This is a genomic window from Staphylococcus sp. HMSC062A01 (assembly GCF_001836805.1).
In the GTDB taxonomy this organism is placed as follows: Bacteria; Bacillota; Bacilli; order Staphylococcales; family Staphylococcaceae; genus Staphylococcus; species Staphylococcus haemolyticus.
On record NZ_KV830599.1, the window covers coordinates 110,249 to 136,659 of the forward strand.

At 33.2% G+C, this 26,411-nt stretch carries 28 protein-coding genes; 3 read left to right on the plus strand and 25 right to left on the minus strand.

Features of this window, described 5'->3' with window-relative positions; translation table 11 throughout:
• Positions 1 to 186: 186 nt before the first annotated feature.
• The 4 genes from HMPREF2715_RS00680 to HMPREF2715_RS00695 all read right to left on the minus strand — a co-directional run bounded on the left by HMPREF2715_RS00680 (position 187) and on the right by HMPREF2715_RS00695 (position 4,058).
• Positions 187 to 1,656 (minus strand): M17 family metallopeptidase, encoded by a 1,470-nt coding sequence (locus HMPREF2715_RS00680; protein ID WP_070839143.1) that lies wholly within the window; start codon positions 1,654 to 1,656, stop codon positions 187 to 189.
• A gap of 210 nt (positions 1,657 to 1,866) precedes the next feature.
• A complete protein-coding gene (locus HMPREF2715_RS00685) occupies positions 1,867 to 3,075 on the minus strand; it encodes an NAD(P)/FAD-dependent oxidoreductase (protein ID WP_070581507.1) in 1,209 nt (402 codons plus the stop codon).
• A 365-nt stretch (positions 3,076 to 3,440) separates the two neighbouring features.
• Positions 3,441 to 3,800: a HesB/IscA family protein gene (locus HMPREF2715_RS00690; protein ID WP_037559158.1), complete on the minus strand. Its 360-nt coding sequence runs from the start codon at positions 3,798 to 3,800 to the stop codon at positions 3,441 to 3,443.
• A gap of 12 nt (positions 3,801 to 3,812) precedes the next feature.
• The gene (locus tag HMPREF2715_RS00695) at positions 3,813 to 4,058 is read right to left on the minus strand and encodes a YuzB family protein (RefSeq protein ID WP_037538976.1); all 246 of its coding nucleotides are present in this window, start codon (positions 4,056 to 4,058) and stop codon (positions 3,813 to 3,815) included.
• Between the two features lie 354 nt (positions 4,059 to 4,412).
• Here HMPREF2715_RS00695 and HMPREF2715_RS00700 point away from each other — a divergent pair, with 354 nt between their 5' ends.
• On the plus strand, positions 4,413 to 5,477 hold the full coding sequence (locus tag HMPREF2715_RS00700; protein ID WP_037559160.1) for an NAD(P)/FAD-dependent oxidoreductase: 1,065 nt from the start codon (positions 4,413 to 4,415) through the stop codon (positions 5,475 to 5,477).
• A gap of 81 nt (positions 5,478 to 5,558) precedes the next feature.
• On the opposite strand, the gene HMPREF2715_RS00705 is transcribed toward HMPREF2715_RS00700, so the two are convergent.
• Positions 5,559 to 5,879, minus strand: coding sequence for a YuzD family protein (locus HMPREF2715_RS00705; RefSeq protein ID WP_037548965.1), 321 nt, complete (start codon positions 5,877 to 5,879; stop codon positions 5,559 to 5,561).
• Positions 5,880 to 5,982: 103 nt separating this feature from the next.
• Between HMPREF2715_RS00705 and HMPREF2715_RS00710 the strand changes: the two genes are divergently transcribed.
• Positions 5,983 to 6,225 (plus strand): NifU family protein, encoded by a 243-nt coding sequence (locus tag HMPREF2715_RS00710; RefSeq protein ID WP_002433501.1) that lies wholly within the window; start codon positions 5,983 to 5,985, stop codon positions 6,223 to 6,225.
• An 81-nt stretch (positions 6,226 to 6,306) separates the two neighbouring features.
• Here the strand turns inward: HMPREF2715_RS00710 and dltD are convergent, their stop codons facing one another.
• The 8 genes from dltD to HMPREF2715_RS00750 form a co-directional block, all read right to left on the minus strand.
• On the minus strand, positions 6,307 to 7,497 hold the full coding sequence (gene dltD / locus HMPREF2715_RS00715) for a D-alanyl-lipoteichoic acid biosynthesis protein DltD (protein ID WP_070581508.1): 1,191 nt from the start codon (positions 7,495 to 7,497) through the stop codon (positions 6,307 to 6,309).
• Positions 7,494 to 7,730 carry a D-alanine--poly(phosphoribitol) ligase subunit 2 gene (gene dltC / locus HMPREF2715_RS00720; protein ID WP_011276285.1) on the minus strand — a complete coding sequence of 79 codons (237 nt, stop codon included), beginning with the start codon at positions 7,728 to 7,730 and terminating at the stop codon, positions 7,494 to 7,496. Before dltC ends, dltD begins: the two co-directional genes overlap by 4 nt.
• Before the next feature lie 15 nt (positions 7,731 to 7,745).
• Entirely contained in the window at positions 7,746 to 8,960 is a 1,215-nt protein-coding gene (gene dltB, locus HMPREF2715_RS00725; protein WP_070581509.1) for a D-alanyl-lipoteichoic acid biosynthesis protein DltB, read from the minus strand.
• On the minus strand, positions 8,957 to 10,414 hold the full coding sequence (gene dltA, locus HMPREF2715_RS00730; protein WP_070581510.1) for a D-alanine--poly(phosphoribitol) ligase subunit DltA: 1,458 nt from the start codon (positions 10,412 to 10,414) through the stop codon (positions 8,957 to 8,959). Before dltA ends, dltB begins: the two co-directional genes overlap by 4 nt.
• Before the next feature lie 14 nt (positions 10,415 to 10,428).
• The gene (locus HMPREF2715_RS00735) at positions 10,429 to 10,557 is read right to left on the minus strand and encodes a teichoic acid D-Ala incorporation-associated protein DltX (RefSeq protein WP_103262005.1); all 129 of its coding nucleotides are present in this window, start codon (positions 10,555 to 10,557) and stop codon (positions 10,429 to 10,431) included.
• A gap of 440 nt (positions 10,558 to 10,997) precedes the next feature.
• Positions 10,998 to 11,963 (minus strand): 2-hydroxyacid dehydrogenase, encoded by a 966-nt coding sequence (locus tag HMPREF2715_RS00740; protein ID WP_070581511.1) that lies wholly within the window; start codon positions 11,961 to 11,963, stop codon positions 10,998 to 11,000.
• Positions 11,964 to 11,980: 17 nt separating this feature from the next.
• On the minus strand, positions 11,981 to 12,772 hold the full coding sequence (locus HMPREF2715_RS00745; protein WP_070581512.1) for a TIGR01457 family HAD-type hydrolase: 792 nt from the start codon (positions 12,770 to 12,772) through the stop codon (positions 11,981 to 11,983).
• Positions 12,772 to 13,206 carry a DUF86 domain-containing protein gene (locus HMPREF2715_RS00750; protein WP_059748168.1) on the minus strand — a complete coding sequence of 145 codons (435 nt, stop codon included), beginning with the start codon at positions 13,204 to 13,206 and terminating at the stop codon, positions 12,772 to 12,774. The genes HMPREF2715_RS00745 and HMPREF2715_RS00750 overlap by 1 nt, the downstream gene beginning before the upstream one ends.
• 102 nt (positions 13,207 to 13,308) lie before the next feature.
• Here HMPREF2715_RS00750 and HMPREF2715_RS00755 point away from each other — a divergent pair, with 102 nt between their 5' ends.
• Complete coding sequence (locus HMPREF2715_RS00755) at positions 13,309 to 13,575, plus strand: DUF3055 domain-containing protein (protein WP_037548938.1); 267 nt, start codon at positions 13,309 to 13,311, stop codon at positions 13,573 to 13,575.
• A gap of 72 nt (positions 13,576 to 13,647) precedes the next feature.
• Here HMPREF2715_RS00755 and HMPREF2715_RS00760 read toward each other — a convergent pair whose 3' ends face one another.
• The 12 genes from HMPREF2715_RS00760 to sufC form a co-directional block, all read right to left on the minus strand.
• The gene (locus HMPREF2715_RS00760; RefSeq protein WP_070581513.1) at positions 13,648 to 14,040 is read right to left on the minus strand and encodes a YutD family protein; all 393 of its coding nucleotides are present in this window, start codon (positions 14,038 to 14,040) and stop codon (positions 13,648 to 13,650) included.
• 108 nt (positions 14,041 to 14,148) lie between these two features.
• A complete protein-coding gene (gene lipA, locus HMPREF2715_RS00765) occupies positions 14,149 to 15,069 on the minus strand; it encodes a lipoyl synthase (RefSeq protein ID WP_029376689.1) in 921 nt (306 codons plus the stop codon).
• Positions 15,070 to 15,201: 132 nt separating this feature from the next.
• On the minus strand, positions 15,202 to 16,524 hold the full coding sequence (locus HMPREF2715_RS00770) for a bifunctional metallophosphatase/5'-nucleotidase (protein ID WP_070581514.1): 1,323 nt from the start codon (positions 16,522 to 16,524) through the stop codon (positions 15,202 to 15,204).
• 21 nt (positions 16,525 to 16,545) lie between these two features.
• Entirely contained in the window at positions 16,546 to 17,373 is an 828-nt protein-coding gene (locus HMPREF2715_RS00775) for a sulfite exporter TauE/SafE family protein (protein ID WP_070581515.1), read from the minus strand.
• 13 nt (positions 17,374 to 17,386) lie between these two features.
• A complete protein-coding gene (locus tag HMPREF2715_RS00780; protein WP_070839146.1) occupies positions 17,387 to 18,235 on the minus strand; it encodes a DUF72 domain-containing protein in 849 nt (282 codons plus the stop codon).
• 124 nt (positions 18,236 to 18,359) lie between these two features.
• On the minus strand, positions 18,360 to 19,433 hold the full coding sequence (locus tag HMPREF2715_RS00785; protein WP_070581517.1) for an NAD(P)H-dependent flavin oxidoreductase: 1,074 nt from the start codon (positions 19,431 to 19,433) through the stop codon (positions 18,360 to 18,362).
• Positions 19,434 to 19,727: 294 nt separating this feature from the next.
• Positions 19,728 to 20,408, minus strand: coding sequence for a hypothetical protein (locus HMPREF2715_RS00790; protein WP_070581518.1), 681 nt, complete (start codon positions 20,406 to 20,408; stop codon positions 19,728 to 19,730).
• 202 nt (positions 20,409 to 20,610) lie between these two features.
• A complete protein-coding gene (sufB, locus tag HMPREF2715_RS00795) occupies positions 20,611 to 22,008 on the minus strand; it encodes a Fe-S cluster assembly protein SufB (protein ID WP_070839149.1) in 1,398 nt (465 codons plus the stop codon).
• A gap of 179 nt (positions 22,009 to 22,187) precedes the next feature.
• Positions 22,188 to 22,649: a Fe-S cluster assembly sulfur transfer protein SufU gene (sufU, locus tag HMPREF2715_RS00800; RefSeq protein ID WP_070581519.1), complete on the minus strand. Its 462-nt coding sequence runs from the start codon at positions 22,647 to 22,649 to the stop codon at positions 22,188 to 22,190.
• A complete protein-coding gene (locus tag HMPREF2715_RS00805; RefSeq protein WP_176744748.1) occupies positions 22,639 to 23,889 on the minus strand; it encodes a cysteine desulfurase in 1,251 nt (416 codons plus the stop codon). Before HMPREF2715_RS00805 ends, sufU begins: the two co-directional genes overlap by 11 nt.
• Positions 23,890 to 23,929: 40 nt before the next feature.
• Positions 23,930 to 25,237 carry a Fe-S cluster assembly protein SufD gene (gene sufD / locus HMPREF2715_RS00810; protein ID WP_037548923.1) on the minus strand — a complete coding sequence of 436 codons (1,308 nt, stop codon included), beginning with the start codon at positions 25,235 to 25,237 and terminating at the stop codon, positions 23,930 to 23,932.
• Positions 25,238 to 25,414: 177 nt separating this feature from the next.
• Positions 25,415 to 26,176, minus strand: a complete 762-nt coding sequence (gene sufC, locus HMPREF2715_RS00815; protein ID WP_011276304.1) for a Fe-S cluster assembly ATPase SufC — start codon at positions 26,174 to 26,176, stop codon at positions 25,415 to 25,417.
• Positions 26,177 to 26,411: the final 235 nt, after the last annotated feature.

The following is a 26,411-nucleotide window of genomic DNA, read 5'->3' on the forward strand; positions in this document are numbered from 1 at the left end:
AACACATCCTTTATCTCTCTACCGAACTAAAGTATTTAATATGTTCCTTATCATACCAAGTAACTGGTACGTTGTCAATGTAGAATTACATTCTAAGTTAATAAGATTATTCATATTAAATAAGGAGTAGAAACACGCAATAGCACATGTTTCTACTCCTTAACCAAATGATTTCTACTTTTCTATTTATCTTAACCAATTTAATACAGTAGTAATCATACTGCCAGTTGGGCCTTTTGGACCTTTATAGCTAGTCTTGTTAGTTGTCGCAGGACCAGCAATATCGAAATGGATATGTGGTGTAGATCCACTAAAATGAGTAATAAATGTGGCTGCAAAGAGTGCTTTTCCATGACCGTTTGTATGATTGACTAAATCTGCAACGTCAGATTGACGTATTAATCGTTGCTCAGTTTTAGTCATAGGTAATTCAAAAGCATATTCATCCATTTCTTTAGCACTAACTCGTATTTCCTCAATCTCTTTATCTGCATTAGAGTTAAATAAAGCTGCTTTATCTTCACCTAGTGCTGCAACTGCAGCTCCTGTTAATGTAGCGAAATCTAAAATAATCTTAGGTTGAAATTGATTAGCATAGAATACAGCATCTCCTAGTACTAAACGCCCTTCCGCATCACTATTTAACATTTCAACTGTTTCACCACTCAATGCCGTCAATACATCATCAGGTTTCATTGCATTACTACTTATCATATTTTCAGCAGAAGCAATAACTCCTACAATATTGATAGGAATTTGCAAGCGTGATATCGCATCAATCATTCCAACTACATTAGCTGCGCCACACATATCAAATTTCATAGTCTGCATACCTATCTTCGATTTAATGCTATAGCCACCTGAATCATATGTAATACCTTTTCCTACTAATGCAATTGGTGCGTCTTCACTGTCACCACCATTATATGTCATAGTTATTACAACTGGAGGATTCTCCGACCCTTTACCAACAGCATGAATAATTCCGAATCCTTCATCTAATAATTGTTTTCCATCTTTAATATCAACTTTTACTGATGTTTCATCAAAGTGTTGCGTAACCTGTTCAGCAAAATAATTAGGCGTTAGTATATTAGGTGGCATATTGCTATAGTCACGTGCAACATTAACCGATTGTCCGATTATAGCACCATTGATAAAATATCGATGTAAGTCCTCTTTATTCGTACTTATGTTTAACTCTAATTGATAGGGTGCAGATTTATCAGATTTATAGTTGTCAAAACTGTAAACTGCCTGTTCACTTTGTAGTCCCATAACCTCTGCGACTTTGGTTTGCTCTATTTTCTTTGAAATCAATGTATCGAATAATACATCTGCTTCAGTTACACGTTCTTCTTTTAAAAATTGAAACAAATTGCCGAAAGCTCTCAATAGCGTACCATAATCAAGCGTCTTTAAATTTCCTAATCCAACAGTAATAAGTCGTTTTGATGAGTCTTTTAAAGGTAACAAAGTTGAAGATATTTTACCTAATTGACTGCTAATTAAATGATGATGACGGTATGTATCAATTTGTTTTGTTATATCTTCATTATTGTAATTAATATAACCAAGTTGATTGATGTGATCAGGCAACCCTATAATAAATACTTCTGAATTTAAAACTGTATTACTTATATTGAAATTAACCATAACCTCTACACTTCCTTTTTATATCATATAAAAGAAGGAGTGGAACAGAATTCACAATGAATTCGTTATTCCACCCCCATAAGGATGACTAGAAATGAGAAAAGCTTGATTTATACGCTTTTTCAGTTCAGTCAGCTACTGCGAATTGGCATTGTAGCTTTAAATTAGTATTTATTTTCAAAATCATATTAGATAATTTATATGAGAAACTTAGAATTTACCTTTTTTGAATGCTAAGCCTACGCCACCGATTTTGAATACTGCACGAGTATCGATAACTTTTTTCATGAATGCAGCTTTTTTACCAGTAATGTCTCTACCGTATACGATACCAACACCATCATGTGCACCTAATGAACATACAGTACCACGATCAACATATTCAAAGTCTGTAGCTGCTTGACCGTTTAAGATGTTTTTAATGCTTTTCGCAACGTGTTCACCTTGTTGCATTGCAATTTGTGCTGTAGTTGGTAATGGACGTTCTTCACCAGCTGGGATGAATGCTGAAACGTCACCAATAACAAAGATATCATCATGACCTTCAATAGTTAAATCTTGTTTAGTCACGATACGACCACGTTTAACACCTTCAAATGATTCTTCCATTAATTTACTACCACGAACACCAGCAGCCCAGATTGCTGTACCAGCTTCTAATTGTTGTTCTTGATCATTAATTTTAACTACGAAACCTTTTTCGTTACAAGCAACGATTGGTGTAGCAATTTTGAATTCAACACCACGGTCTTCTAGGTAGTTAACTGCGTAATTAACTAATTCATCAGAGAACATTGGTAACATTTTTGGCGCAGCTTCAACACAAGTTACTCTAACTTTGCTTTGATCAACACCGTATTTATTACATAATTCAGGAATTCTTTCAGTTAATTCACCTAAGAATTCGATACCTGTAAAGCCTGCACCACCAACTAAGATAGCTAAGTCTTTATCATCTTTTTCTTTAGAAGCTGCATAGTTTGCAAATTTATCTTCGATGTGACGAGATAATTTACGTGCAGTTTCAATATTTTCAATTTGGAATGCATAGTCTTTCATACCATTAATTCCAAATGTTTCACTTTCGAAACCTAATGCTACTACTAAAATGTCGTAATCATAGATACCGTGATTTGTTTCTACTTTTTTAGCGTTACGGTCGATTTTAGTTACTTCTGCATTGATAAATTTAACTTTATCTTCTTTAATTACACTTTCAATTGGGTAAATTAAATCTTCATAGTTTAATGTACCAGCTGAAGCTTCATGTAACCAAGTTGCTTCGTAGTGATATTTATTTTTGTTAATTAATGTAATATCCGCTTCGTCAGCAGAAAGTTCTTTTTGTAATTTAGTTACTGTTTGTAAACCAGCATAACCTGCACCTAAAACAAGTACTTTTTTACGATCTTGTGCCATTTCATTCACCTAAGCTTTCATAATTATTTTCTTAAATGTAGAAAAAGGCTACAAATTTCAGAACATAACAAAGTTCAGATGTAACAATATATTTTACCTTAATATATGTTTATCTGATTCATTCAAAAGACTTTGCACTTAACCTATTGTTCATCCCCATTTATAGTCTTAGTCAACACTTTCATTTTCAATTCGATTTTATGAACTTTAGTTCACAAAAAAGACAAAGTTCAATCCATCTTCAATTCTATAGTTTTTATAGTTCATTTTCAAGCAACAACAAGACTATTATTAAAATAATCATATTATCCTGAAAATTACTGTCTTAAAGGATTACTCTTAGTGATAAATTACTTGCAATTATATTAGCATTCTTCCGGATTTCCAGCTACTTTAGCAGTTCTAAATGAACTACCACAACCACATGAAGCGATTGCGTTAGGGTTTTCAATTTGGAATCCTCCACCCATTAAAGATTGTTTGAAATCAATTGTCGTACCATTTAATACAGGCACATCATATTTGTCTACTAATACTTTTAATCCATAAAATTCAAGTACTTCATCATTTTCTCCTGGTTGTTCTTCAGCTGACATACCATATGTCAGACCTGTACAGCCACCACCGTTTACTTTAATCTTTAAATATCCATCTGCCATGTCATTACTTTTCAACATATCTTTTACTTCATAAGCTGCCGCTTCAGTTAATGTTACAGTTGACATAAACCATTCCTCCTATAATAAGTTAGTAAAGTCATTCTCTTCTATATGTTTATAAATATTATTTAATAACTCATCTGGTGTATCACCTTCAACAGTATCACCATCTACCAATGCATACAACCCACATGAACATACGCCACAATTATTTAAACATCCGTATTCTAATACATCCACATCAGGATCATTCTCAAGCTTATCGTAAACGTAGTCTCCGCCTTTTGCCATATTTGAAATGCAAAATTCGACTAATGGAAACATACTTCACCTTCTTCTTCATTTTTTTAATTATATTATTATAACAAATCTTGATTTGGCCTGCATTGTCCTCGCTCATCATTTTTATATTATTTGGAACAACAATACACACCTATATCTTTAGCTTAGTTTCGTTACCACACATTTCATTGTAGTCATTTTGAAAAAAAGATATAATAACCATATACATATATCATGCACTTTATTGTTAGGGGCAATAAATGTGGTGGATAAACTACTTTGATTGTTTGAAATTTTTAAATAAAAGTTTAAATAATTTACTAAAGTTTGCTTAATTCAAAGGGTATTAGTCAAAATCATTTCGGAATAACAAATTTTTATAAAGGGGTATAACAGATGAAAAATTTAGTATTACTTGGTGGCGGCTATGGTAATATGCGTATCATGTCGCGTATCTTACCTGATGCATTACCAGAAAATTATACTTTAACGTTAATTGATCGTATGCCATTCCATGGCTTGAAACCAGAATTTTATGCTTTAGCTGCGGGTACTAAGTCTGATAGTGATGTTCGTATGAACTTTCCTGATTCAGAACGCGTTAATACTATTTATGGAGAAATTAATGATATTGATTTAGATGCTCAAATCGTATCTGTTGGTAATACAAAAGTAGATTATGATGAATTAGTTATTGGCTTAGGTTGTGAAGATAAATATCATAATGTTCCTGGTGCTGAGGAATACACGCATAGTATTCAAACACTCTCCAAGGCACGCGAAACATTTCATAGTATTAGTGAATTACCTAGTGGCGCTAGTGTAGGTATTGTTGGTGCTGGCTTAAGCGGCATAGAGTTAGCAAGTGAGCTTCGTGAAAGTCGTGAAGATTTAGAAGTCATACTTTATGACCGTGGTGAGCGAATTTTAAGGAATTTTCCTGAAAAATTAAGCAATTATATCGCTAAATGGTTCCGTGAAAACAATGTTAAAGTAGTGCCTAATTCTTTAATTGATAAAGTGGAACCAGGAAAAATTTATAATAGTGGTACACCAGAAAATGTTGATTTAGTTGTCTGGACTGCTGGAATTCAACCTGTTGAAGTTGTAAGACATTTACCGATTGATATCAATCGAAGTGGACGTGTCATCATCAATCAATATCATCAAGTGCCAACATATCTTAATGTATTTATAGTCGGAGATTGTGCTGATTTACCTCATGCACCAAGTGCACAATTAGCTGAAGTTCAAGGTGATCAAATCGCTAATGTACTTAAGAAACAATGGAATAATGAACCATTACCAGATAAAATGCCTGAATTAAAAGTACAAGGTTTCCTTGGTTCTCTTGGCGAGAAAAAAGGCTTTGCCTATATTATGGACCGTACAGTTACCGGACGTCTTGCTCATATACTTAAATCGGGCGTCCTATGGTTATATAAATATCATAATGGTTAATAATAAAATAAGGGGTAGGATAGAATTCATGATGAATCCTATCCTACCCCGACCTCTTTTTCTCAAGAATTATACTTTAAATTAATTTGCAAAATGTTTATCTACAAAGTTTGTAATTTGCTTTGTTTGAATATAACCATCTGCTACATACTCATCATTCATTGTAATTAAAGGATAAAATAATTCATCTTCCTCAATTTGTTCAATATACTGTTGGTCATGATCACTTAGATTATCTGTTTGATTTTGAAAATCAATGTATGTGTATTTAAATTGAATGTCTGGATACTTTCTTTCTAATAAAGGTTTAATCCATTCAAATGTATTAATAGATGTTGGTGCATTGACGCAACTTGCACATACGACATCAGCGCCATATACTACCACGCTTACTTTAGTCATACTCAAATCCCCCGTTTTGTTTTATAGATTTTTCTTTCTTTATCTATTATAATAAATTAATAATGAATTTATGAAGTAATTTACTTGAAAGGAGACATATCTCATGCCTACTGAGAATGCAACGATGTTTGATCAAGTAGCTGAAGTCATTGAACGTTTACGTCCATTTTTATTACGTGATGGTGGAGACTGTACATTAGTAGATGTAGAAGATGGTATTGTGAAATTACAATTACACGGAGCTTGTGGTACTTGTCCTAGCTCAACAATCACATTAAAAGCCGGCATTGAACGTGCGTTACACGAAGAAGTTCCAGGCGTTATTGAAGTTGAACAAGTATTCTAAGCGTCTGACATATATGATATATATTCAATAAAGCACCAACGCGCAGAGTTCTTAAACTCTGCGCGTTGGTGCTTTTGTTAATTATTGGTGTTCATGTTGTTTATAATGATCTTTGTTATGCGGGTTTTTGTCATCATTCATATGTTGAACAATATGTTGGTTCATGTGAGCCCAACCTTTCCAACCTACGTGAACGACATCACTAAGAACATATTTCTCATAATCTTTATCTGACATATCATACACCTTACCACCATGTGCTACTACAGTTTGATGTATTTTCTTATAGACTGGTTCTCTTGTTGAGCGTTCAATACCTAAGTGATCATACCATTTACCATTCACCGGTAAAATAACGTATTGTACGTTTGCACCTGCATTATGCATTGTATCCACTAACAATGATAAATCATTAAATTCTGGAGAGTTCATTTTAAACTCATATTTACGATGATTCATTGGCTTTTTATGCATAAGTTTTTCCCAATATTCATTACGTATTCCATAATTATTTGATGATGAGCGTTTCTCACCTAATGTCACAGCTTTATCTTGCATTTCCTGCCATGATACATTTGGCTCAGTCACAGGTTTCACATGTGATAATGGCGACTTATCTAATGAGAAGTAAGTTTTAATCGCTTCAATTTTTAATAACTGATTCTCTTTAAAGCGAGAAACATAGTTACCATCTACTTTACCGTGATTATTTACGACGTCTTTCAAGAATTCTTTATTCGACGCACTTTTAAATTGTAATAAGCGTTTGGCATATCTCTCTTTTAATTCTGAAGGCATATCTTTTTGTTGAAATAACTGATTAATTTGATTTGGTGTTGTACGTGCTACAAAATCACGATTATTAACACCATGCGTACTAAACCATTGTGGTGAAATAATAAATGTCATCTTTTTCCCTTTTAGTTGATCATATTGACCAGCTAATTCAATTGCATTGATTAAATCTGTATTACCACCCGTACCAATTAGAAAAATTGGTTTAGTATGTTTTCTATGATTTAGAGCAAGTGCAGGGTTAAATGGATCTAATTTATTCAGTTCACTTGACCCATATATTGGATAATATTTATCACTACTAAATAGTTTATTTTGAATGAGCGTACCTTTAAGAACTTGATCTGTTAAAGATATTCTATTATTAGCGACAGCCTTGTTTGTAACTAATCCAGTAAACCAGCTAGCAGGCATTAATACGAAGGCTAGAAATAAAATGCCGCTAATAATAATTGGTAAAAATGGTTTTAATTTCATCGTAATTCTTCTAATGCTTCAACAATTTTGTTTGGAGTTGCCCACTCATCACGATCGAAATCCATGATAGATACTTCAATGCCTAATCTGTTTTGAATCTCAAGTAATAAACCTACCGTTTGGAATGAATCGATGATACCCTCTTCGAAGATTTCAACATCAGGGTTCTCTTTTACAACATCATTTTCTGCCACATCAGCTAATAAATCTAATACTTGTTCTTTAAATTCCATAATTTATGACTCCTTTTAAATTAATTTTCCTGAAAAGATTAAAAATCCAAATGCTACAAAATGGAAAGTAATGATAATACTCAACGCTGTAGTAAAACCATTTTGCCAACGTGGTGGATGTTTCTTTCTCCAACGTTCATAGTATCCATAACCAATAAACATCAGTCCATGGTAAATACCATAAACGATATAGAATAACTCTAAACCATGCCACACACCCATGATAAAGAAGTTTAAGAAGAATGCGAAATTAGACATCGCAAATTGACTTTTAAATGTTTTTTTACGTGACATATAGAATAATGTACGCATATAAATACAATCTCTAAACCAGAACGATAATGACATATGCCATCTATTCCAGAAGTCTTTTATATTTTTGGCTTTGAAAGGTTGCTTGAAGTTAGGCGGTGTATTAATACCGTATAAATAACTTACTGCTACAGCAAATAAGCTGTATCCTGCAAAATCAAAGAATAAATAGAAACTATAAGCATACATATATAGCCATTTATGAGTAAATCCATCTAGATTCATTAATAATGGATGAATTGCATAAACATTGATTAAATAAGCGATAATATACTTGTATAAAAATCCAAGCATAATCATGTGTATCGCTTTGGCAACCATTTCCCTATATTGTTCACTTGTAGGAACCTTTTTATCGTCTTTAACAAAACGTTTATAGCGATCAATTGGCCCTGAAGACACCGTTGGGAAGAAAGAAATGAATTGGAATAATTTCCCAACTTTGATCTCTTTAATAGATCCATCTCGAATCTCCATAATTAATTGCACACTTTTAAACGTTACATAAGAAATACCTAGGAAACCTACAAATTCTATAAGCTTGTGTTCATGGAAATGAATTTGTTGACCACCTAGCCATGAGCTTTGTAATACTTTAACAATCGCTAATGGCAAAATGGATAAAATCATTACAATGACAAATTTGCTAAATGTATTACTCTTCTGTCTTGATTTATAATAACCCATAATTAATAACACTTGCCATATGAGATAAATTACAAAACTGATGAGTTGAATACTTAAATATTTATTACCGAATAAATTATGTTTATCTGATGAAAAGATGATGACAATCATAATTGCAGTACTTAAACCGTTATAAATATAGCTTCGCTTACCTAAAAATCCGAGTATGATGACTGGTAAAAGTACTATAAATGCAACTAAGAAGAAGGTAAACGTGCCATATGGAATCATGCGTTAATATCCTCTGCGACTTGTTTACGATCAAGCTTTCCGTTTGACGTTAATGGTAACTGTTTCATCCAAACAAATTTTCTCGGAATCATATATTCAGGTAAGCGAGATTTTAGTTCAGATTTAATTTGTCTTGTCATTTCTAAATCATCTTTAACTTCTTCAGTCGGAACGACAGCACCGATTAAATGTATTACTTTATTATTTTTATATACTGGAACGACAACAGTTTCTCTAACAAACTCTGATTGTCTAAGTTGCGTTTCAATTTCTTCCAATTCCATTCGGTAACCGTTAAGTTTAATTTGGAAATCAATTCTTCCTTGAATGAACCATTGTCCATCTTTCTCGATGGCTTTATCACCCGTATGATATATACGAAGTCCATCTTCAAAGTTAAATACCGCATCGGTTTTTTCTTTGTTATCTAAATACCCAAGACTAACACTATTACCTTTAATAACAAGTTCACCTTCGTCTGTTGTAAACAATGATGTGTTAGGTCTTGAAACACCAGCAGGTAGCGGGTTATAAGCTTCAATAATTTCAGGTGTCAATTTAATACCTGTAACAGCTACTGTCGCTTCCGTAGGTCCATACGTGTTATAAACCACTGCACTTGGATATCTATCTAAAAGTGCTTTCGCAGTTCTATGAGGTAAGATTTCTCCACAGAAGAAGAAATGATTCAAGCTTGTGTAACTTAATTCGTTAAGGTTAGGTAATAGCAAGCACATTTCCATAAATGATGGTGTAGATACCCATGCATTGATTGGTGTATTAACTAACATTTCATTGAGTAATTTAGGTTTATTGATCATTTCTTTATCTACTAAATTAAGTGTGCCACCTGATGTTAAACAAGGATAAATTGCCATGACTGATAAATCGAACGAGAATGGTGCTTGATTTAACCATTCTTGTGAACCTTCTGATTCATTAAGCGATACCATCCATTCTGCAAATTCTATTAAACTTGCATATTCGATCTGAACACCTTTAGGCTCACCTGTTGAACCAGATGTAAAAATAGTATATACAACATCCGTTAATCCCATTTGACTGTCAAATAGTGTTGGATTATCAGAACCTTGGATACTTTGAATTGTAAGTTCTTGTATATTGGAATAATTTAATTGTGTATCTGTTGTGTTAAATATAATGTCCGGTTGTACTTTATTTATAATCATATTCACACGTTCACTTGGTACTGAAGTGTCAATAGGTACATAGCCACAACCTGCTTTGATAGCACCTATCATTCCCACTAACATGTAAGGTGACATATGTCCATAAACGATTAACGGCTTATGATTATCTTGTAATAGATGCGCTAATTTACTAGATTCATCCATTAATTGTTGATATGTTAATTCTTCATCTTTATGTCTAACTGCTACACGTTCAGGATCACTTTGACCGAAGTCATTTATTAAATTTATGATATCTGTCATAATTAGACTCCTTATTAAAATTCATTATAAATGAAATTATTATGTGTATCGCCGGAACCATAAATTAGGTACAGCGCAATAAATATCGCTAAATATAAAAGTGTTAATAAATAAGGTTTAGCTTTCTCATAATATTTCATCATCTTATGATTTTTCTCTTTCAATGCACTATTGCACCTCACTATCATTTCAAATATCGGAGTGAAGTATTCGTCCTACTCCTGAGTTAAAACCGAATTCACGAAAACAAAACAAAATTCATTAAATATAATTTTTATATATTATATATTCATCTTATTATAATTAAAATTTGATTTTAAGGCAAATTAATTTTCCCACTTCAAACTATTGTGCTAATGATGCTAAATTAACACTTAAAAAATTAATAAGATTTTATGCGTTAATGTTACTATCAACAACACTGCATTAGTGGCAATGATGAATTCAAATGACAATAATTATATTAGTACCAAATAGTTAGCTTAACAATTACATACGGTATAACAAAACTGTTAGTTATAATAAAAGAACCTCTATCGTTCATGGTTAAATCTTTACCTAAACGTTAGAAGTTCTTTAAAATTTATTTATTAGTAATCGGAGTCAACGGTTTTTCTCCTTTTAATATCGCAGCAATGTTATCAACACATAATTGAATCATTCGATCTCTAGTTGCCACAGAAGCACTACCTATATGCGGTAATATGACTGCTTTCTCCATTTTTAAGAGAGGGTGATCAAGTTTACTAGGTTCCTCACGTAAGACGTCTAAACCACATCCACCAATTTCATGATTGTTCAATGCATCAATTAGAGCATCCTCGTCTACAATTGCACCACGGCCGATATTAATGAAGATTGCATCGTTTTTCATTTTTGAAAACGCATCTTTATTAAACTTATTCTCTGTTTCAGGTGTCAATGGCGCAGTACATACGACAAAATCACTGTCTTCTAATAATGTATCAAAGGATACATAACTTGCATTAAGTTCTGATTCTGCATCTTCATGTCTTGAACGATTATGATACAAGATAGTTGTATTAAATCCTTGAAGTCGACGTGCAAAACTCTTTCCAATATCACCCATACCATAAATACCTACAGTTGAACCATGAACATCCTTACCAGATAATAAGTATGGTCCCCAGCTTTTCCATTCACCATCTTGTACATATTTTTCCGCTTCAACAATACGTCGTGCCACAGTTAACATTAACGTAAACCCTAATTCGGCTGTCGTTTCTGTAAGTACTTGAGGTGTATTAGTAACGACTATACCATTTTCTTGAGCTAACTTAACATCAATGTTGTCAAAACCAACCGCCATATTTGCTATTACCTTTACATGTTTAGCGTGTTCGAGACATGTGGCATCAATCTTTTCACTTAATGTGATGAAACATGCATCAACATCTTCTAATTCTTTCAAAAATTGCTCTCTAGGCATAGGTTCAAATGCTTCTTTCCACATTTTAACGTCGCCGAACTGTTCCAATTGCTCTATGAAACGATCTGGAATTTGACGTGTGACTAGAATTTTAACCATGTCATGCCACCCCTCTTTTATTTTTGGGCATTTCTTTCTAATTCTGAAATTGCTACATTTAAGTCTTTAAATGAATATGTAGGTTGTTGGTCTTTTTCTTTTATTTCTTCATAAGTCGTTACACCAGTTTGTACATGAATTGTGTCAACACCAACATTAATACCAGACATGATATCGGTATCATACAAATCGCCAACCATTGCTACGTCTGATTTATCTAATTTCAAGATGTCTAAAGCAATATCCATAATGACTGGCTCCGGTTTACCAATAAATTGTGGTGCTTGACCTGTAGATACACTAACTACACTTGTAATCGCACCATTACCTGGTAAGAAACCACGTTCTTTAGGAATCGATACATCAGGGTTCGTTGAAATAAATCTTGCACCCTTACGTACTGCAAGCGTTGCCACAGCTAATTTTTCGTAAGTAACGTTTTCATCTAAACCAATCGCAACATAATCAACGTTTTCATCATCTTTTACAGTTAATCCAGCTTCAGTTAAAGCTGTGCGTAAGCCACTGCCGCCAAGCATGTATACCGTAGCATCACTTTTCTCATCTGCAATATAATTTGCTGTTGCTAAGGCAGACGTTACAACTTCCTCAGGTTTCGCATCAATATTCATTTCTTTTAATTTTTGCGTTACCTCTTCAGGCGTCTTTGTAGAGTTGTTTGTAACATATAAATGCGGGATTTGATGATTGTTTAAGTAGTCAATAAATTGTGCTGCACCATCGATTTCATCTGTACCTATATACATAGTTCCATCTAAGTCAATTAAATATCCTTTATAATTTTTCATTACTTGTTATCTCCTTTTCCAAAAGCGGTAACTGGAACATTCTCTTTCTCAAGGAACTGAGTTACCTCTTGAATAAACTGTTCATAATAAGGCAAAGCCTCGTCAAATAATGGCTGAATCTTACTATTATCAAGTTCTGTATAATGGTGTGCGAACTGCTTTCTAATGTCAACTGTTTCATTAACATATCGTTGAGTAGATTTCGAAATAACACCTTCTAGTTCAAGAATATCGATGACATCTTTATAATTTCCTGGATCCCTCAAGATAAAACCATCAATAATCATATTACCTATATCCACAGATGATTCAATTAACATTTGTGCGATACGTTCAAATGCATAATGATTTCCTTTATTCGATTCATAATCTTTAATTAATTGATTTAAATAAGTTAATTTTAAAGTAAGCTGATCTTTATCTACAAAATACATATCCTTCACCTCTTAATATGTCTATCATATCACAGTTTTGCATAGGTCTTCATTTGTCGTTATACTTAATTAAAAATACAAGATAAAAGGAGTTCTACTCTTATGATAGATATGTACTTATATGATGATGAAGAACAAAGCCAAGTACAGTTTGTAGGCTTTGTAGGTGAACATAGCCGTTATGATTTAATGCTCGTTCAAACAGATCGTCATTACGGAAAGACACTTGTGCTAAATATGCAAACAAACAAATTCGGTATTATCGGGACAGATGATATTGAAGAAGAAGGATATATCGCGCATATTCTAGGTGTGAGTCAAGAAGAAAGTGATGAAATCATTGAATATCTTAATCAAGTCATTCAATAATTACTATTTTAAAAGCTGTGAAAAAATCTCTTCTCTTAGATTTCTTCACAGCTCATTTTATTAATTCTATAGTTACTCATCTTGGTGCTTAACTTCCTGAATGGTAGGTTTAATTTTAACATCATGCAATTTATCTTCAGAATCAGACAAAATAACTTCCTCTTCATCATGATTTAATTGTTGTACCTCTTTGTTAGATAAATGACGTAAAACAAAATAAGGACAACCGAAATTGCAATATTCTAATATATAATCTTGAATACTCGAAAAACGTTTCGAGATTTCAGCTTTTTTATTCGTATCCTTATAGAAACCTTTTAATCGTAATTGATCATATCCAAAATCCCCTACAATAAAATCATACTTATCTAATATATTTGAATATCTCGATGCAAATAATTCTTCATCAAAGCATGATCTATATTCTTCAATGATTTCAAAATATTGTTGACCTATCTTAATCATAATTTGTCACCTTTAACTCGTATAATAAAAACTTAGATTACACAATTCAATTTAAAATGTGCAACCTAAGTCTCTAAAAACTTAATCTAAACCGTTTAATTGTTCAAATTAATTTTGTTGTAATTTTTCTTCACCTAAACGGTGTTTTTCTTTAGCCGCTTCATTTACTTGTTCGTCGGCATGATAAGAACTACGTACCATTGGGCCAGCTTCACAGTGTTTGAAACCTTTGTCCATAGCTACTTTTCTTAATTTACCAAATTCTAATGGTGTATAGTATTTTTCAACTTTTAAATGCTTACGTGATGGTTGTAAATATTGACCAATTGTTAAAATGTCTACATCATTTGCACGAAGATCATCCATTGTTTCATAAATCTCTTCAATCGTTTCTCCTAAACCAACCATTAAGCTTGATTTAGTAGGAATATCTGGTTGCAATTCTTTAGAACGACGTAAGAACTCTAATGTTCTTTCATATGTTGCACGTGCACGAACTCTTGGTGTTAAACGACGTACTGTTTCGATATTATGGTTTAAGATATCAGGTTTAGAAGCCATTAATGTTTCAAGTGCTTCATAGTCACCACCCATGTCTGATGGTAAGATTTCAATTGTAGTGAATGGATTACGTTCACGTACTTTACGTACTGTTTCAGCATATACGTTAGAACCTGCATCTCTTAAGTCATCACGTGCAACTGCAGTGATAACAACGTGTTTTAAATTCATTAACTCAACTGATTCTGCAACACGTTCTGGTTCATTTAAGTCTAGTTCATTAGGTAAGCCAGTTTTAACTGCACAGAAACGACATGCTCTTGTACATACTGCACCTAAAATCATAAATGTAGCAGTACGTCTAGCACCCCAACATTCATGTATATTTGGACACTTTGCTTCTTCGCAAACAGTGTGTAAGTTCTTTTCACGCATCATCTTCTTGAGGCCAATATAGTTTTCGTTCGTGTTAAGCTTAATTTTCAACCAATCTGGTTTACGTAAGATTTCTTCATTTTTAGTAGCCATAACCACGTATACCCTCCTGTATAATCTATCTTTTCCTATTATAACGAAATTTACATTAAATTAAAACGTAATAAACCACAAATTTCAACCTTGAATTTAATTCTATTCTATACATAATTTATTTGTGTTATTCTATTGGAGTCTCAATAACTTATCTTTAAAGATATCTCTAAGGAACTGAGGCATAATATAATCAATTGACTTCCCTTTCAATATAGGGAAATATCTACCATACGTATACATATCAACTGTTCCTAAAGTGTATATTTTATCATCAACTACCGCTTCACCATTAACAAAGAATCTATTTTCTGACTGGATAAAACCGCAATTATATAAAATATAGCCTCCAAATATATCTCCTCTAAAACCTAGTCCTTGAGCATGTTCATGCATATATTCTTGCTTCTGACTTTTTTCAATTACTTTTTTCAATTCACTACCTGTCAAACGTACGCGCACTAGATTAATTGGATGTGGCAACATTTTATGAATATCATATTCCGTTAGTCTATCCGCTTCAATTCCTTTTACAATTAAACCAGCATTTATGATAGTACAATCTGTATTAGTAAATTCAAATACACTTTCAGCTAATAAATAAGTCGTTTTAGTAATGACATCTGTTTTACTACTTAAGTTGATAGGATAATCAATCACCGGTTCACTCATCAATGCCTTTCCTTCTGACTCATAATCTGTTTCAACCATAGGTAATGTTTCAACCGGATAAATAATCGCTTCTTTACTAACAACATTTTTATTTTCAATAGTTAAATTAACTTCACCTAAATAATAACCATATTTACCAGCAGCTGCCATAAGTACGCCATTATTCATTTCACCCTCATCAAAATGATGGTGTGTATGACTCCCAAAAATCACATCAATTTCAGGAATCTCTTGGCATAACTTTTCATCAAAAAAGATGCCTACATGACTCATCACAATAAGTACATCATAATTACCCTGTTGATTAGCGATTTCATCTTTAATCGCTTCTAAAGGATCCGTTACAATCCAATCAAGAGCTCTGTAAAATGGTGTGAAAGGTGCTGTTGCCGCCACAAATAAAATACGTACGCCTTCAATTTCTTTAATACATGATGAGGCTATGTTATGAGGTAACTTTCCTTCTTCATCGATAACATTTGTACAAATGACGTTAAATGTCGCATTATTATATAAATTATTTAATGCTTCATGAGAGATGGTCATACCTTCATTATTACCTATCGTCGCAATATCGCACTGAGCCTCATTAAGCAAGTCGATATTCTTGCGACCTATCGTTGCTTGAGTCACTGGTGCTGATAAATCCACATGGTCGCCTATATCTAAATAGAGTGAGGGATGTTGAAGTTTGGGTCTATGTTCTGCCATATAAGATGTTATACGTGCATATTCGTTTAAATGACTATGAATATCGTTCGTGTGAAAAATGGTTAACTTCACTTAAATTCCCCCTATATTTATTTAAAGAAAAGATTTAATAATTAAGTATACACCCATTATCAACATAACCGTACGTAATAGCGTTACAACAGTTTCAGATTTAATCGAGTGGTTAACACGTACTCCAATTTGGGCGCCGATATAACTTGAAATAATAAGAATTATAGAATATGACCATGCAACATGTCCTTGTAAAATGTGACCTATAGAACTCATAACACTTGAAAAGAAAATCATCATCATGCTTGTACCAACTGCAACGTGCGGTGGAAATCTGAAAACAATTAACATTAGTGGTGTCATTAATGCGCCACCACCAATTCCGAATAGACCTGTTAAAATACCAATGAACAGTGTCGCAACAAATGCAAATAAAGGTGGTACGCTATAGTGATATGTCTTTCCTTCAGAATCAACATACGTTTTACGATATTTCTCTTTATCAAAAATCTTAAACGGTTTGATTTTATGTCTCACCATTAAAATAATTGAAACAATAATCATAAAAATACCGAAGTATAAATTGAAAGACTCTAAAGTAAGATATCTACTTAAAAACGAACCTAACAATGAACCTGGTAATAATCCAAACAAGAAGATAGAACCATTTTTAATATCTACCTGCTTCGTCTTTAAGTAGCCTAATGATGAAGATAAGCCTGTGACGATTAGAATCACCGATGATGTTCCTATCGCTATTTGTGGTGTAATACCATGTAAAACATCGTGTGTAACGCCCAAGTATACCAGTGTTGGAACAATAATGATCCCACCACCAATACCTACTAATGACCCTAAAATAGCAGAGAAAAGGCCGATAATCACTAATAAAATAATTGTCACTAACATTATATTTCGCCTCTTAGAATAATTTTAATTGTTGCGGAGCTAAACCTGTGTATTCAATATCTAACATATCCTGATATGTTTTAGCGTTTTGAGCAGCATGCCCACCCGAGTTATTATTAAATACGACATAAACCTTTTTAGCTTTTTGTTCTATAATTCTAACTTTATTAGCTAAATCGGTAAGCTCTTCTTTGTTGTAGTTATATAAGTATCTCACATCACGCCACTCTTGGTCGGTCATGTCTTTTTTGGTCCAGCCTTGTCTATTTCTTCCATGATAGCGTACAAAAGCCGTCTCAGTAGTAATACGATTAACTAGTGGTATTGAGCCTTCGCGCACTTGTGGCTCATCTACTACTGAATGGATAATGTGGTGCTCAGTTAAAAATGACAGCGTTTGTTCCTTAAATTGATCGTTAAACCATGATTGATGTCGAAACTCGACACTAATCGGTACATCAGCCAATTGTTGACGAACATACAAGATATATTTGATATTTTGTGCCGTACAATCAAACCAAGGTGGAAATTGAACTAAGACCATAGCTAGTTTGTGATGATCTATAAGTGGTTGTAGCATTTGTTTGAATTGCTCGAATAATTCACTTCTTGTTTCTGCGTAATCTTTATAATCTGCATGTAGTGTAAGTGCTTGATGAATCTTCACTATAAATTCAAAACGATCAGGTGTTTCTTTAATCCATTTCATGATATTTCTTTCAGGTTGGATGGCGTAGTAAGATGCATCAAGTTCAACGATTGGAAAGTGACTAGCGTATGTTTGCAACTTATCTGATTGTCGTTCTAAATCCTCATATAAAGGATCGTGATCTCCCCATCCAGTAAGACCTATATTTATCATTTTTATCACCAGCTATATGATACCATATTCAATTTTATGATATCACTTGTTCTATATCATCTTTACATTATCTTATTATTTTCGGAAATGTTGCATTCTCATGCACACTCTATTTTTCTAAAAATCATCGAACAACCGTTAATAATGTTTCTACTTGTTCAACAAGTCGATCCATCAATTGATTGACATGTTGTGACGTAGCTAAACGTGGCGATTGACCACTCCACATATGCGTCCATTCACGATGCCCTGTGGAAGCGGCTGTCTTTCTAATAGAATTAGTTAGTTGATTTTGTACAGGATATGGCGGTATGTTCCCTTCGTATTGTTTCATCGTCTCTACAAATTCATTGTTGATACCGCGTGCTGATTTACCACTAAATACGTCAGTGACTATTGTATCAGTCTCTTTACTATGAAGCACTGCTTGTTTAACTAATTGATTTGCGCCACTTTCTTCAGTAGTTAAGAAAGCGGTTCCCATTTGTACACCTTGTGCACCTAGTATCTGACTAGCTAATATACCACGACCATCCATAACACCACCTGCAGCAACAACTGGTATCGATACATGATCAACTATCTGTGGTATTAAACTCATTGTTCCTATGAGCGGTTCACGCTGATTGTTGGTTGTTAAAAATGACCCCCTATGTCCACCTGCTTCACTGCCTTGAGCAACTACAATATCCATACCTGCATGCTCATTTGCAATTGCCTCATCTACAGTAGTAGCTGTACCAATTAAAGTAATTTTAGCACCTTTTAATTGTTCAATGATTTCTTTTGACGGGATACCAAAGGTGAAACAACATACTGGTACTCTATATTTAATCACAGTTTGAATTGCACTTTTAAATTGTTGTTCTTCAGAAATATTGACTACTGGCTCTTCAAGATTTAATGCCTTACGATAGGGTTTCAGCCAAGCATTCATATGTTCGACTTGTTCATTAGTGTATGATTGATGACTTGGTACAAACAAATTCACACCAAATGGTTGTGATGTTAATCCTTGCACTTTTTGAATTTCTTGCGCTAACTTTTTTGTAGTAAAGTAGCCCGCTCCAATACAGCCTAAACCACCTTTATTACTTACAGTTGCAACAAGTTCCGCAGTTGTACTACCAGCCATACCTGCTTGAATAATAGGATATTGAATATTTAAAGATTGCGTTAGTTGATTGTTATACCACATTTAAAATCACCTTTTCTTTATTTTAGGGTAATTACTATGCTTATTTCACTTAAATAATTATTCAAAGTATTCCCTACTCCCATTTTCAGTAAACTTTGCTAATTTTTGAAAAAATAAAAGCAAGGACTGAACTTATGTAAAGTTAGCCTTGCTTATAAAATGATGATTTTACAATAGTGCACTTGTTAAAAAGATAATTATTTAATTATGCAGACATCACATATTTATGTATTTCAAAAAGATATTTAAAATTAGGAAAGTTTCTAAATTTGATACTTATCTAATTATTAATTTTTAAATCGAAATCAAAAATAAAAATTGCCATAAACACAAAATCATTGGTCGAAATACTAGACCGGGAAATTTACCTCTTTTATTCCATAACACTACGTCAACAATGAAATAAATGACAATTAAAAACGCTGAGATTAAAAACATAAAGCCTCCAAACCCTAACAAATTATCAGTAGTTTTGGTCAATTCTTGCGCCATCATCCATTCCTTACTATGTATAAATCTTACTTTAGCTGACCAAGCAACTATTAGAAAAGCAGCTCCAATTGAACCTGACCATGCAATTATATTAGCCGATTGCAATTCGTCTTTCATATTTTTCATTTCTTGCTTGGTAACTTTGTTAGTTTTACCGTGACCAGTTTTCACAAATTCTAATTTTGTTTTGAATGGCCGTTTTACCAAATAATGACTCGATAAATAACACATCAATAAAAAAGGAAGAAGTGTTACGACAAAAACCAAGTTGTAAGTATGAATATCTTCCCCTGTAAAATGTATTAACAATTCAAGTAATGATGAATAAATTAAGAATATTCCTAAATACCAAATCTTCTTTTTCTTTTGAATTTGTCTTAGACTGACCATTGCTATAAAGATTAAGCCAATTGAACCTAAAAATATAGCAAGATATTCAATAATGATAATCAACGAATACCAATTCGCATAAAAGTCAAACATTGTAGAGTCCTCTCACAACATGTATTTTGTTAAATCAATTACTTTTTAAATATTATATAAAATTATATCATAATAAAAATAAACATTTAATATAAATAAGTGTTAACTATTTAGAGATAAAAAAGCACCAAAGCATTCACTTAGTTGGAACACTTTGGTACTTGTTATTGTTATTAAGAAAAAGTTGGTGATATAGGTTAAATTAACCGATAGAGCCTTCCATTTCGAATTTAATTAAACGGTTCATTTCTACTGCATATTCCATTGGTAATTCTTTAGTGAATGGTTCAATAAAGCCCATAACGATCATTTCTGTCGCTTCTTCTTCTGAAATACCACGGCTCATTAAGTAGAATAATTGTTCTTCTGATACTTTAGAAACTTTCGCTTCATGTTCTAATGAAATATTGTCATTGAATACTTCATTATAAGGAATAGTATCTGAAGTAGATTCGTTATCTAAAATTAAAGTATCACATTCAATATTAGAACGTGCACCTTTCGCTTTACGTCCGAAGTGAACGATACCACGATAGATAACTTTACCACCATTTTTAGAAATAGATTTAGATACGATTGTTGAAGATGTGTTTGGTGCTTTATGAATCATTTTAGCACCAGCATCTTGTACTTGACCTTTACCAGCAAAGGCGATAGATAATGTACTACCTTTCGCACCTTCACCTAAAAGAACACAGTTTGGATATTTCATCGTTAACTTAGAACCTAAGTTGCCGTCAACCCATTCCATGTTACCATTCTCATGAACAAACGTACGTTTTGTAACTAAGTTATAAACGTTGTTAGCCCAGTTTTGAATTGTAGTATAACGTACGTGTGCATCTTTATGAACGATGATTTCAACTACTGCTGAGTGTAATGAACTTGTTGTATAAACAGGTGCAGTACAACCTTCAACGTAGTTTACTGAAGCACCTTCATCAGCAATAATTAATGTACGTTCGAATTGACCCATGTTCTCAGAGTTAATACGGAAGTATGCTTGTAATGGTGTATCTAATTTAACATTCTTAGGTACATAGATGAATGAACCACCTGACCATACTGCTGAGTTTAATGCTGCGAATTTGTTATCAGCTGATGGAACAACAGAAGCAAAGTATTCTTTAAATAGTTCTTCGTTTTCACGTAAAGCACTATCAGTATCTTTAAAGATGATACCTTTTTCTTCTAATTCTTTTTCCATATTATGATATACAACTTCTGATTCATATTGAGCAGAAACACCTGCTAAATATTTTTGTTCAGCTTCTGGAATACCTAATTTATCAAATGTACGTTTAATTTCTTCAGGCACCTCGTCCCATGAACGTTGAGTATGCTCTGAAGGTTTAACGTAGTATGTGATGTCATCAAAGTTTAATTCTGATAAATCGCCACCCCATTGAGGCATTGGCATTTTGTAGAATAATTTTAAAGCTTTTAATCTGAAGTCGAGCATCCATTCAGGCTCTTCCTTCATTTTTGAAATTTCTCTAACGATATTTTCTGTTAAACCACGTTCTGATCTGAAAATGGAAACATCCTCATCGTGGAAACCATATTTATAATCTCCAACATCAGGTGCTTTTTTAGCCATTTCAATCACTCCTTAAATATATTTAAAACGACGTGCGTGAGATTTTTAATATTCATTATTGTCTATTGCCATTGTAACAATATGCAACCTTCATAAAAAGTCAAAAGTGTAAAAAGTTAAAGTTGGACTTTAGAAATTGCTATCTATCATCACTATAAAGTTTCACATACGACTAAAGTTTACTCTTCTGTCGTACCTTCTGCTTTACCTTCCTTTTCAACTGTTCCTTTTTCAAGTGCTTTCCAGGCTAATGTTGCACACTTGATGCGTGCTGGGAATTGAGATACACCTTGTAGTGCTTCAATATCTCCCATTTCTTCAGTGATTACATAGTCTTCACCAAGCATCATCTTAGTAAATTCTTGACTCATTTGCATTGCTTCACCTAGAGAATGACCTTTTACAGCTTCAGTCATCATAGATGCACTAGACATCGAAATAGAACAACCTTCTCCTTCGAATTTAGCATCATTAATAATGCCATTTTCAATATCAAACGTTAATCTGATACGATCACCACAAGTAGGATTGTTCATGTCTACAGTCATTGAGCCATTGTCCAAAACGCCTTTATTTCTAGGATTCTTATAATGATCCATAATTACAGATCGATAAAGTTGATCTAAATTATTAAAATTCATAAGAGAAAAACTCCTTCGTTTGTTTCAATGCTTCAACAAGTTGGTCTACATCTTCTTTAGTATTGTATACATAGAAGCTTGCACGTGCAGTAGATGATACATTCAACCATTTCATTAACGGTTGTGCACAATGGTGTCCAGCTCTTACAGCAACACCTTCTGTATCTACTGCTGTAGCAACATCATGTGGATGGATATCAGCCAAATTAAATGTGATAACACCGGCACGACGTTCTTTTGGAGGACCATAAATTTCAAGTCCTTCAATAGATGACATTTGTTCATAGGCGTATTCTGTTAATGCTTTTTCATGTTCATGAATAACATCAAAGCCTAATTTCTCAATGTAGCGAATGGCTTCACCTAATCCAATTGCTTGAGCGATAATAGGTGTACCAGCTTCAAATTTAGTAGGTAAATCTGCCCATGTAGCGTCATATTTACTTACAAAGTCAATCATATCTCCACCAAATTCAACTGGTTCCATTTCTTTTAATAAATCACGTTTACCATATAACACACCGATGCCAGTAGGTCCTAACATTTTATGACCACTGAAACTGAAGAAATCAGCGTCTAAATCTTGAACGTCTATTTTCATGTGAGGTGCTGATTGTGCACCATCGACACTAATAATTGCACCATGCTCATGGGCAACTTTAGCAATTTCTTTGACATCATTAATTGTACCTAACACATTAGACACATGTGCTATTGCTACAATTTTAGTATTATCATTTATTGTCGCTTTAACATCCTCAAGTCTTAATTCACCCTCATCTGTCATTGGAATGAATTTTAATGAGGCATTTTTACGTTTAGCTAATTGTTGCCATGGAACAATATTGGCATGGTGTTCCATTTCAGTAACAACTATTTCGTCGCCTTCTTCAACATTGGCATCTCCGTAACTGCGCGCAACAATATTGATTGCTGCAGTTGTTCCTCTAGTAAAGATGACTTCTTCAAAGTATTTAGCGTTAATGAAACGTCTTACAGTCTCACGAGCACCTTCGTATCCGTCAGTAGCAAGTGAACCAAGTGTATGAACACCACGGTGTACATTTGAATTATAACGTTTATAATAATCATCCAATACGTTCAACACTTGAACAGGTGTTTGACTGGTAGCTGTAGAATCCAGGTATGCTAATCTTTTTCCATTAACTTTTTGATCTAATATTGGAAAATCTTTGATGATTTCCTCAACATTTAATGAAGTTTCGGCCACTTTTTTCACGACCTTTCTAATATTAAAAATCTCTTTTAGATTTATATGTTTATTTATTTACTTTAAGTTCAATTACTTCTCTTAATTGACGTTTAACGTCTTCAATTGGTAATTCACGCACTACAGGATCTAAGAAACCATGAATTACTAATCGTTCAGCTTCTTTTTGAGAAATACCACGACTCATTAAGTAGTAAAGTTGCTCAGGGTCAACTCGGCCAACAGACGCTGCGTGTCCTGCTTCTACATCATCTTCATCAATTAATAAGATTGGATTGGCATCGCCTCTTGCATTCTCAGAAAGCATTAAGACACGTGACTCTTGGTTAGCGATAGATTTTGTACCACCATGTTTAATATATCCAATACCATTAAATACAGATGATGCATTTTCACGCATAACACCGTGTTTTAAGATGTAACCATTAGTTTCTTTACCATATTGAACAATTTTAGATGTTAAGTTGATTTTTTGGTCACCTGTACCGACAACAACTGATTTAAGTTCACTTGTTGAACGGTCACCAATTAAATTAGTTGTATTATCAATGATTTGATTACCTTCATTCATTAGACCTAATGCCCAATTGATTGATGCATCTGCAACAGTAGTACCACGACGAATGATATGACCAGTAAATCCTTTATCTAAATAGTCAACTGAGCCATAAGTGATATTTGAATTAGCACCGGCAATAACTTCTGAAACAATATTTAATTGGTTACCTTCACCACTTGCAGTTGATAAATAGTTCTCAACATACGTTACTTCAGCGCTTTCCTCAGTAACAATGATCACGTGGTTAAAGAAACTAGCATTATCATCATCATGTAACACAACATATTGAATTGGATCTTCAACAACTACATTTTTAGGCACATAAACAAACACGCCACCATTAATTAAAGCTGTATGCAATGCAGTTAAACGATGTTCATCAACACTCACTGCATCTGTCATTAAATATTTTTGAACTAACTCCCCGTGATTAATTAAAGCTTCTGATAATCCTTCAATTATCACGCCATTTTTTTGTGCTTGATCTGATACTTGAGTATAAGCTAAAGCATTATTATGTTGAACAACTAAATTTTTAGTGTTTTCAACGTCTATAATTTTTTTAATAGCTTCTGGAAGCTCTGATAAATTACTGAAAGATTGACCTTTAACTTCATGTTGTTTAAATGAATCAAAGTCCCATTTTCTTAATTTAGTTTTATCTGGTTTTGGCATTTCTAAAGTTTCTGTTAATTTCAACGCTTTTTGACGTAACTCAGTCATCCAAGAAGGTTCATTGTGCGCTTTAGAATAATCAACAAGTTGTTCCTCAGAAATGTTTAAAGTTTCAGTTGTCATAACTCTCTTTTCCTCCTACTTGATGAAAAATTTTAGCGACTGTAGATATTTCGTATACTTAAATGATTAAGTTTATACGATGTCTAAGTCTCACATATTTAATCGTTGATATTAATGCAATGTTTCACATTAACACCATATTTCTAGTTTCATCATTTAAAATAAATGATTGCTAGATTATTCTTTAGCACCGAATTCTTCTTTAACCCATTCATAACCTTCTTCTTCAAGACGTTTAGCTAGTTCAGGACCTCCTGATTTAACTACTTTACCACCGTACATAACATGTACTTTGTCTGGTGTGATGTAGTTTAATAAACGTTGATAGTGTGTAATCATTAAAGCACCAAATTCTTCGCCACGCATTTCGTTGATACCTTTAGATACAACTTTTAATGCGTCAATGTCTAAACCTGAGTCGATTTCATCTAGGATGGCAAATTTTGGTTCTAACATCATTAATTGTAAGATTTCGTTACGTTTTTTCTCACCGCCAGAGAAACCTTCATTTAAGTAACGTTGTGCCATATCTTTATCGATATCTAAGAAATCCATTTCTTTATCTAATTTTTTGATAAATTGCATTAAGTTGATTTCTTGTCCTTCTTCACGTTTCGCGTTAATAGCTGAACGCATGAAGTCAGCATTTGTCACACCAGTAATTTCTGATGGATATTGCATTGCTAAGAACAGACCAGCTTTTGCTCTTTCATCAACTTCTAATTCTAAAATATTAACGCCATCTAGTAACACTTCACCTTGAGTTACTTCGTATGATGGATGTCCCATAATCGCTGATGATAATGTTGATTTACCAGTACCATTTGGTCCCATAATTGCATGTATTTCACCTGTATTAATAGTTAAATTAACACCTTTTAAAATTTCTTTATCTTCAATAGACACATGTAGGTCTTTAATTTCTAATGTTGATGACATTTATATTCCCTCCGTAAAATATAAAGTTTTCTTAACTAGTTTATAATAATTTTAATTTGTAGTCAAAAAGACTTTGTGTACTTTAATACACTTCATTATAACGTAAATAGCCCTTAATATAAACTTATTAAAACTCTAAATTATAGTGATTATCTATCTAAAATAATTTTTACTTGATACTCAATTTTTTCTCGCAACTGATAATCAAAGGCTTATTGTTCTCAATAGAAATATT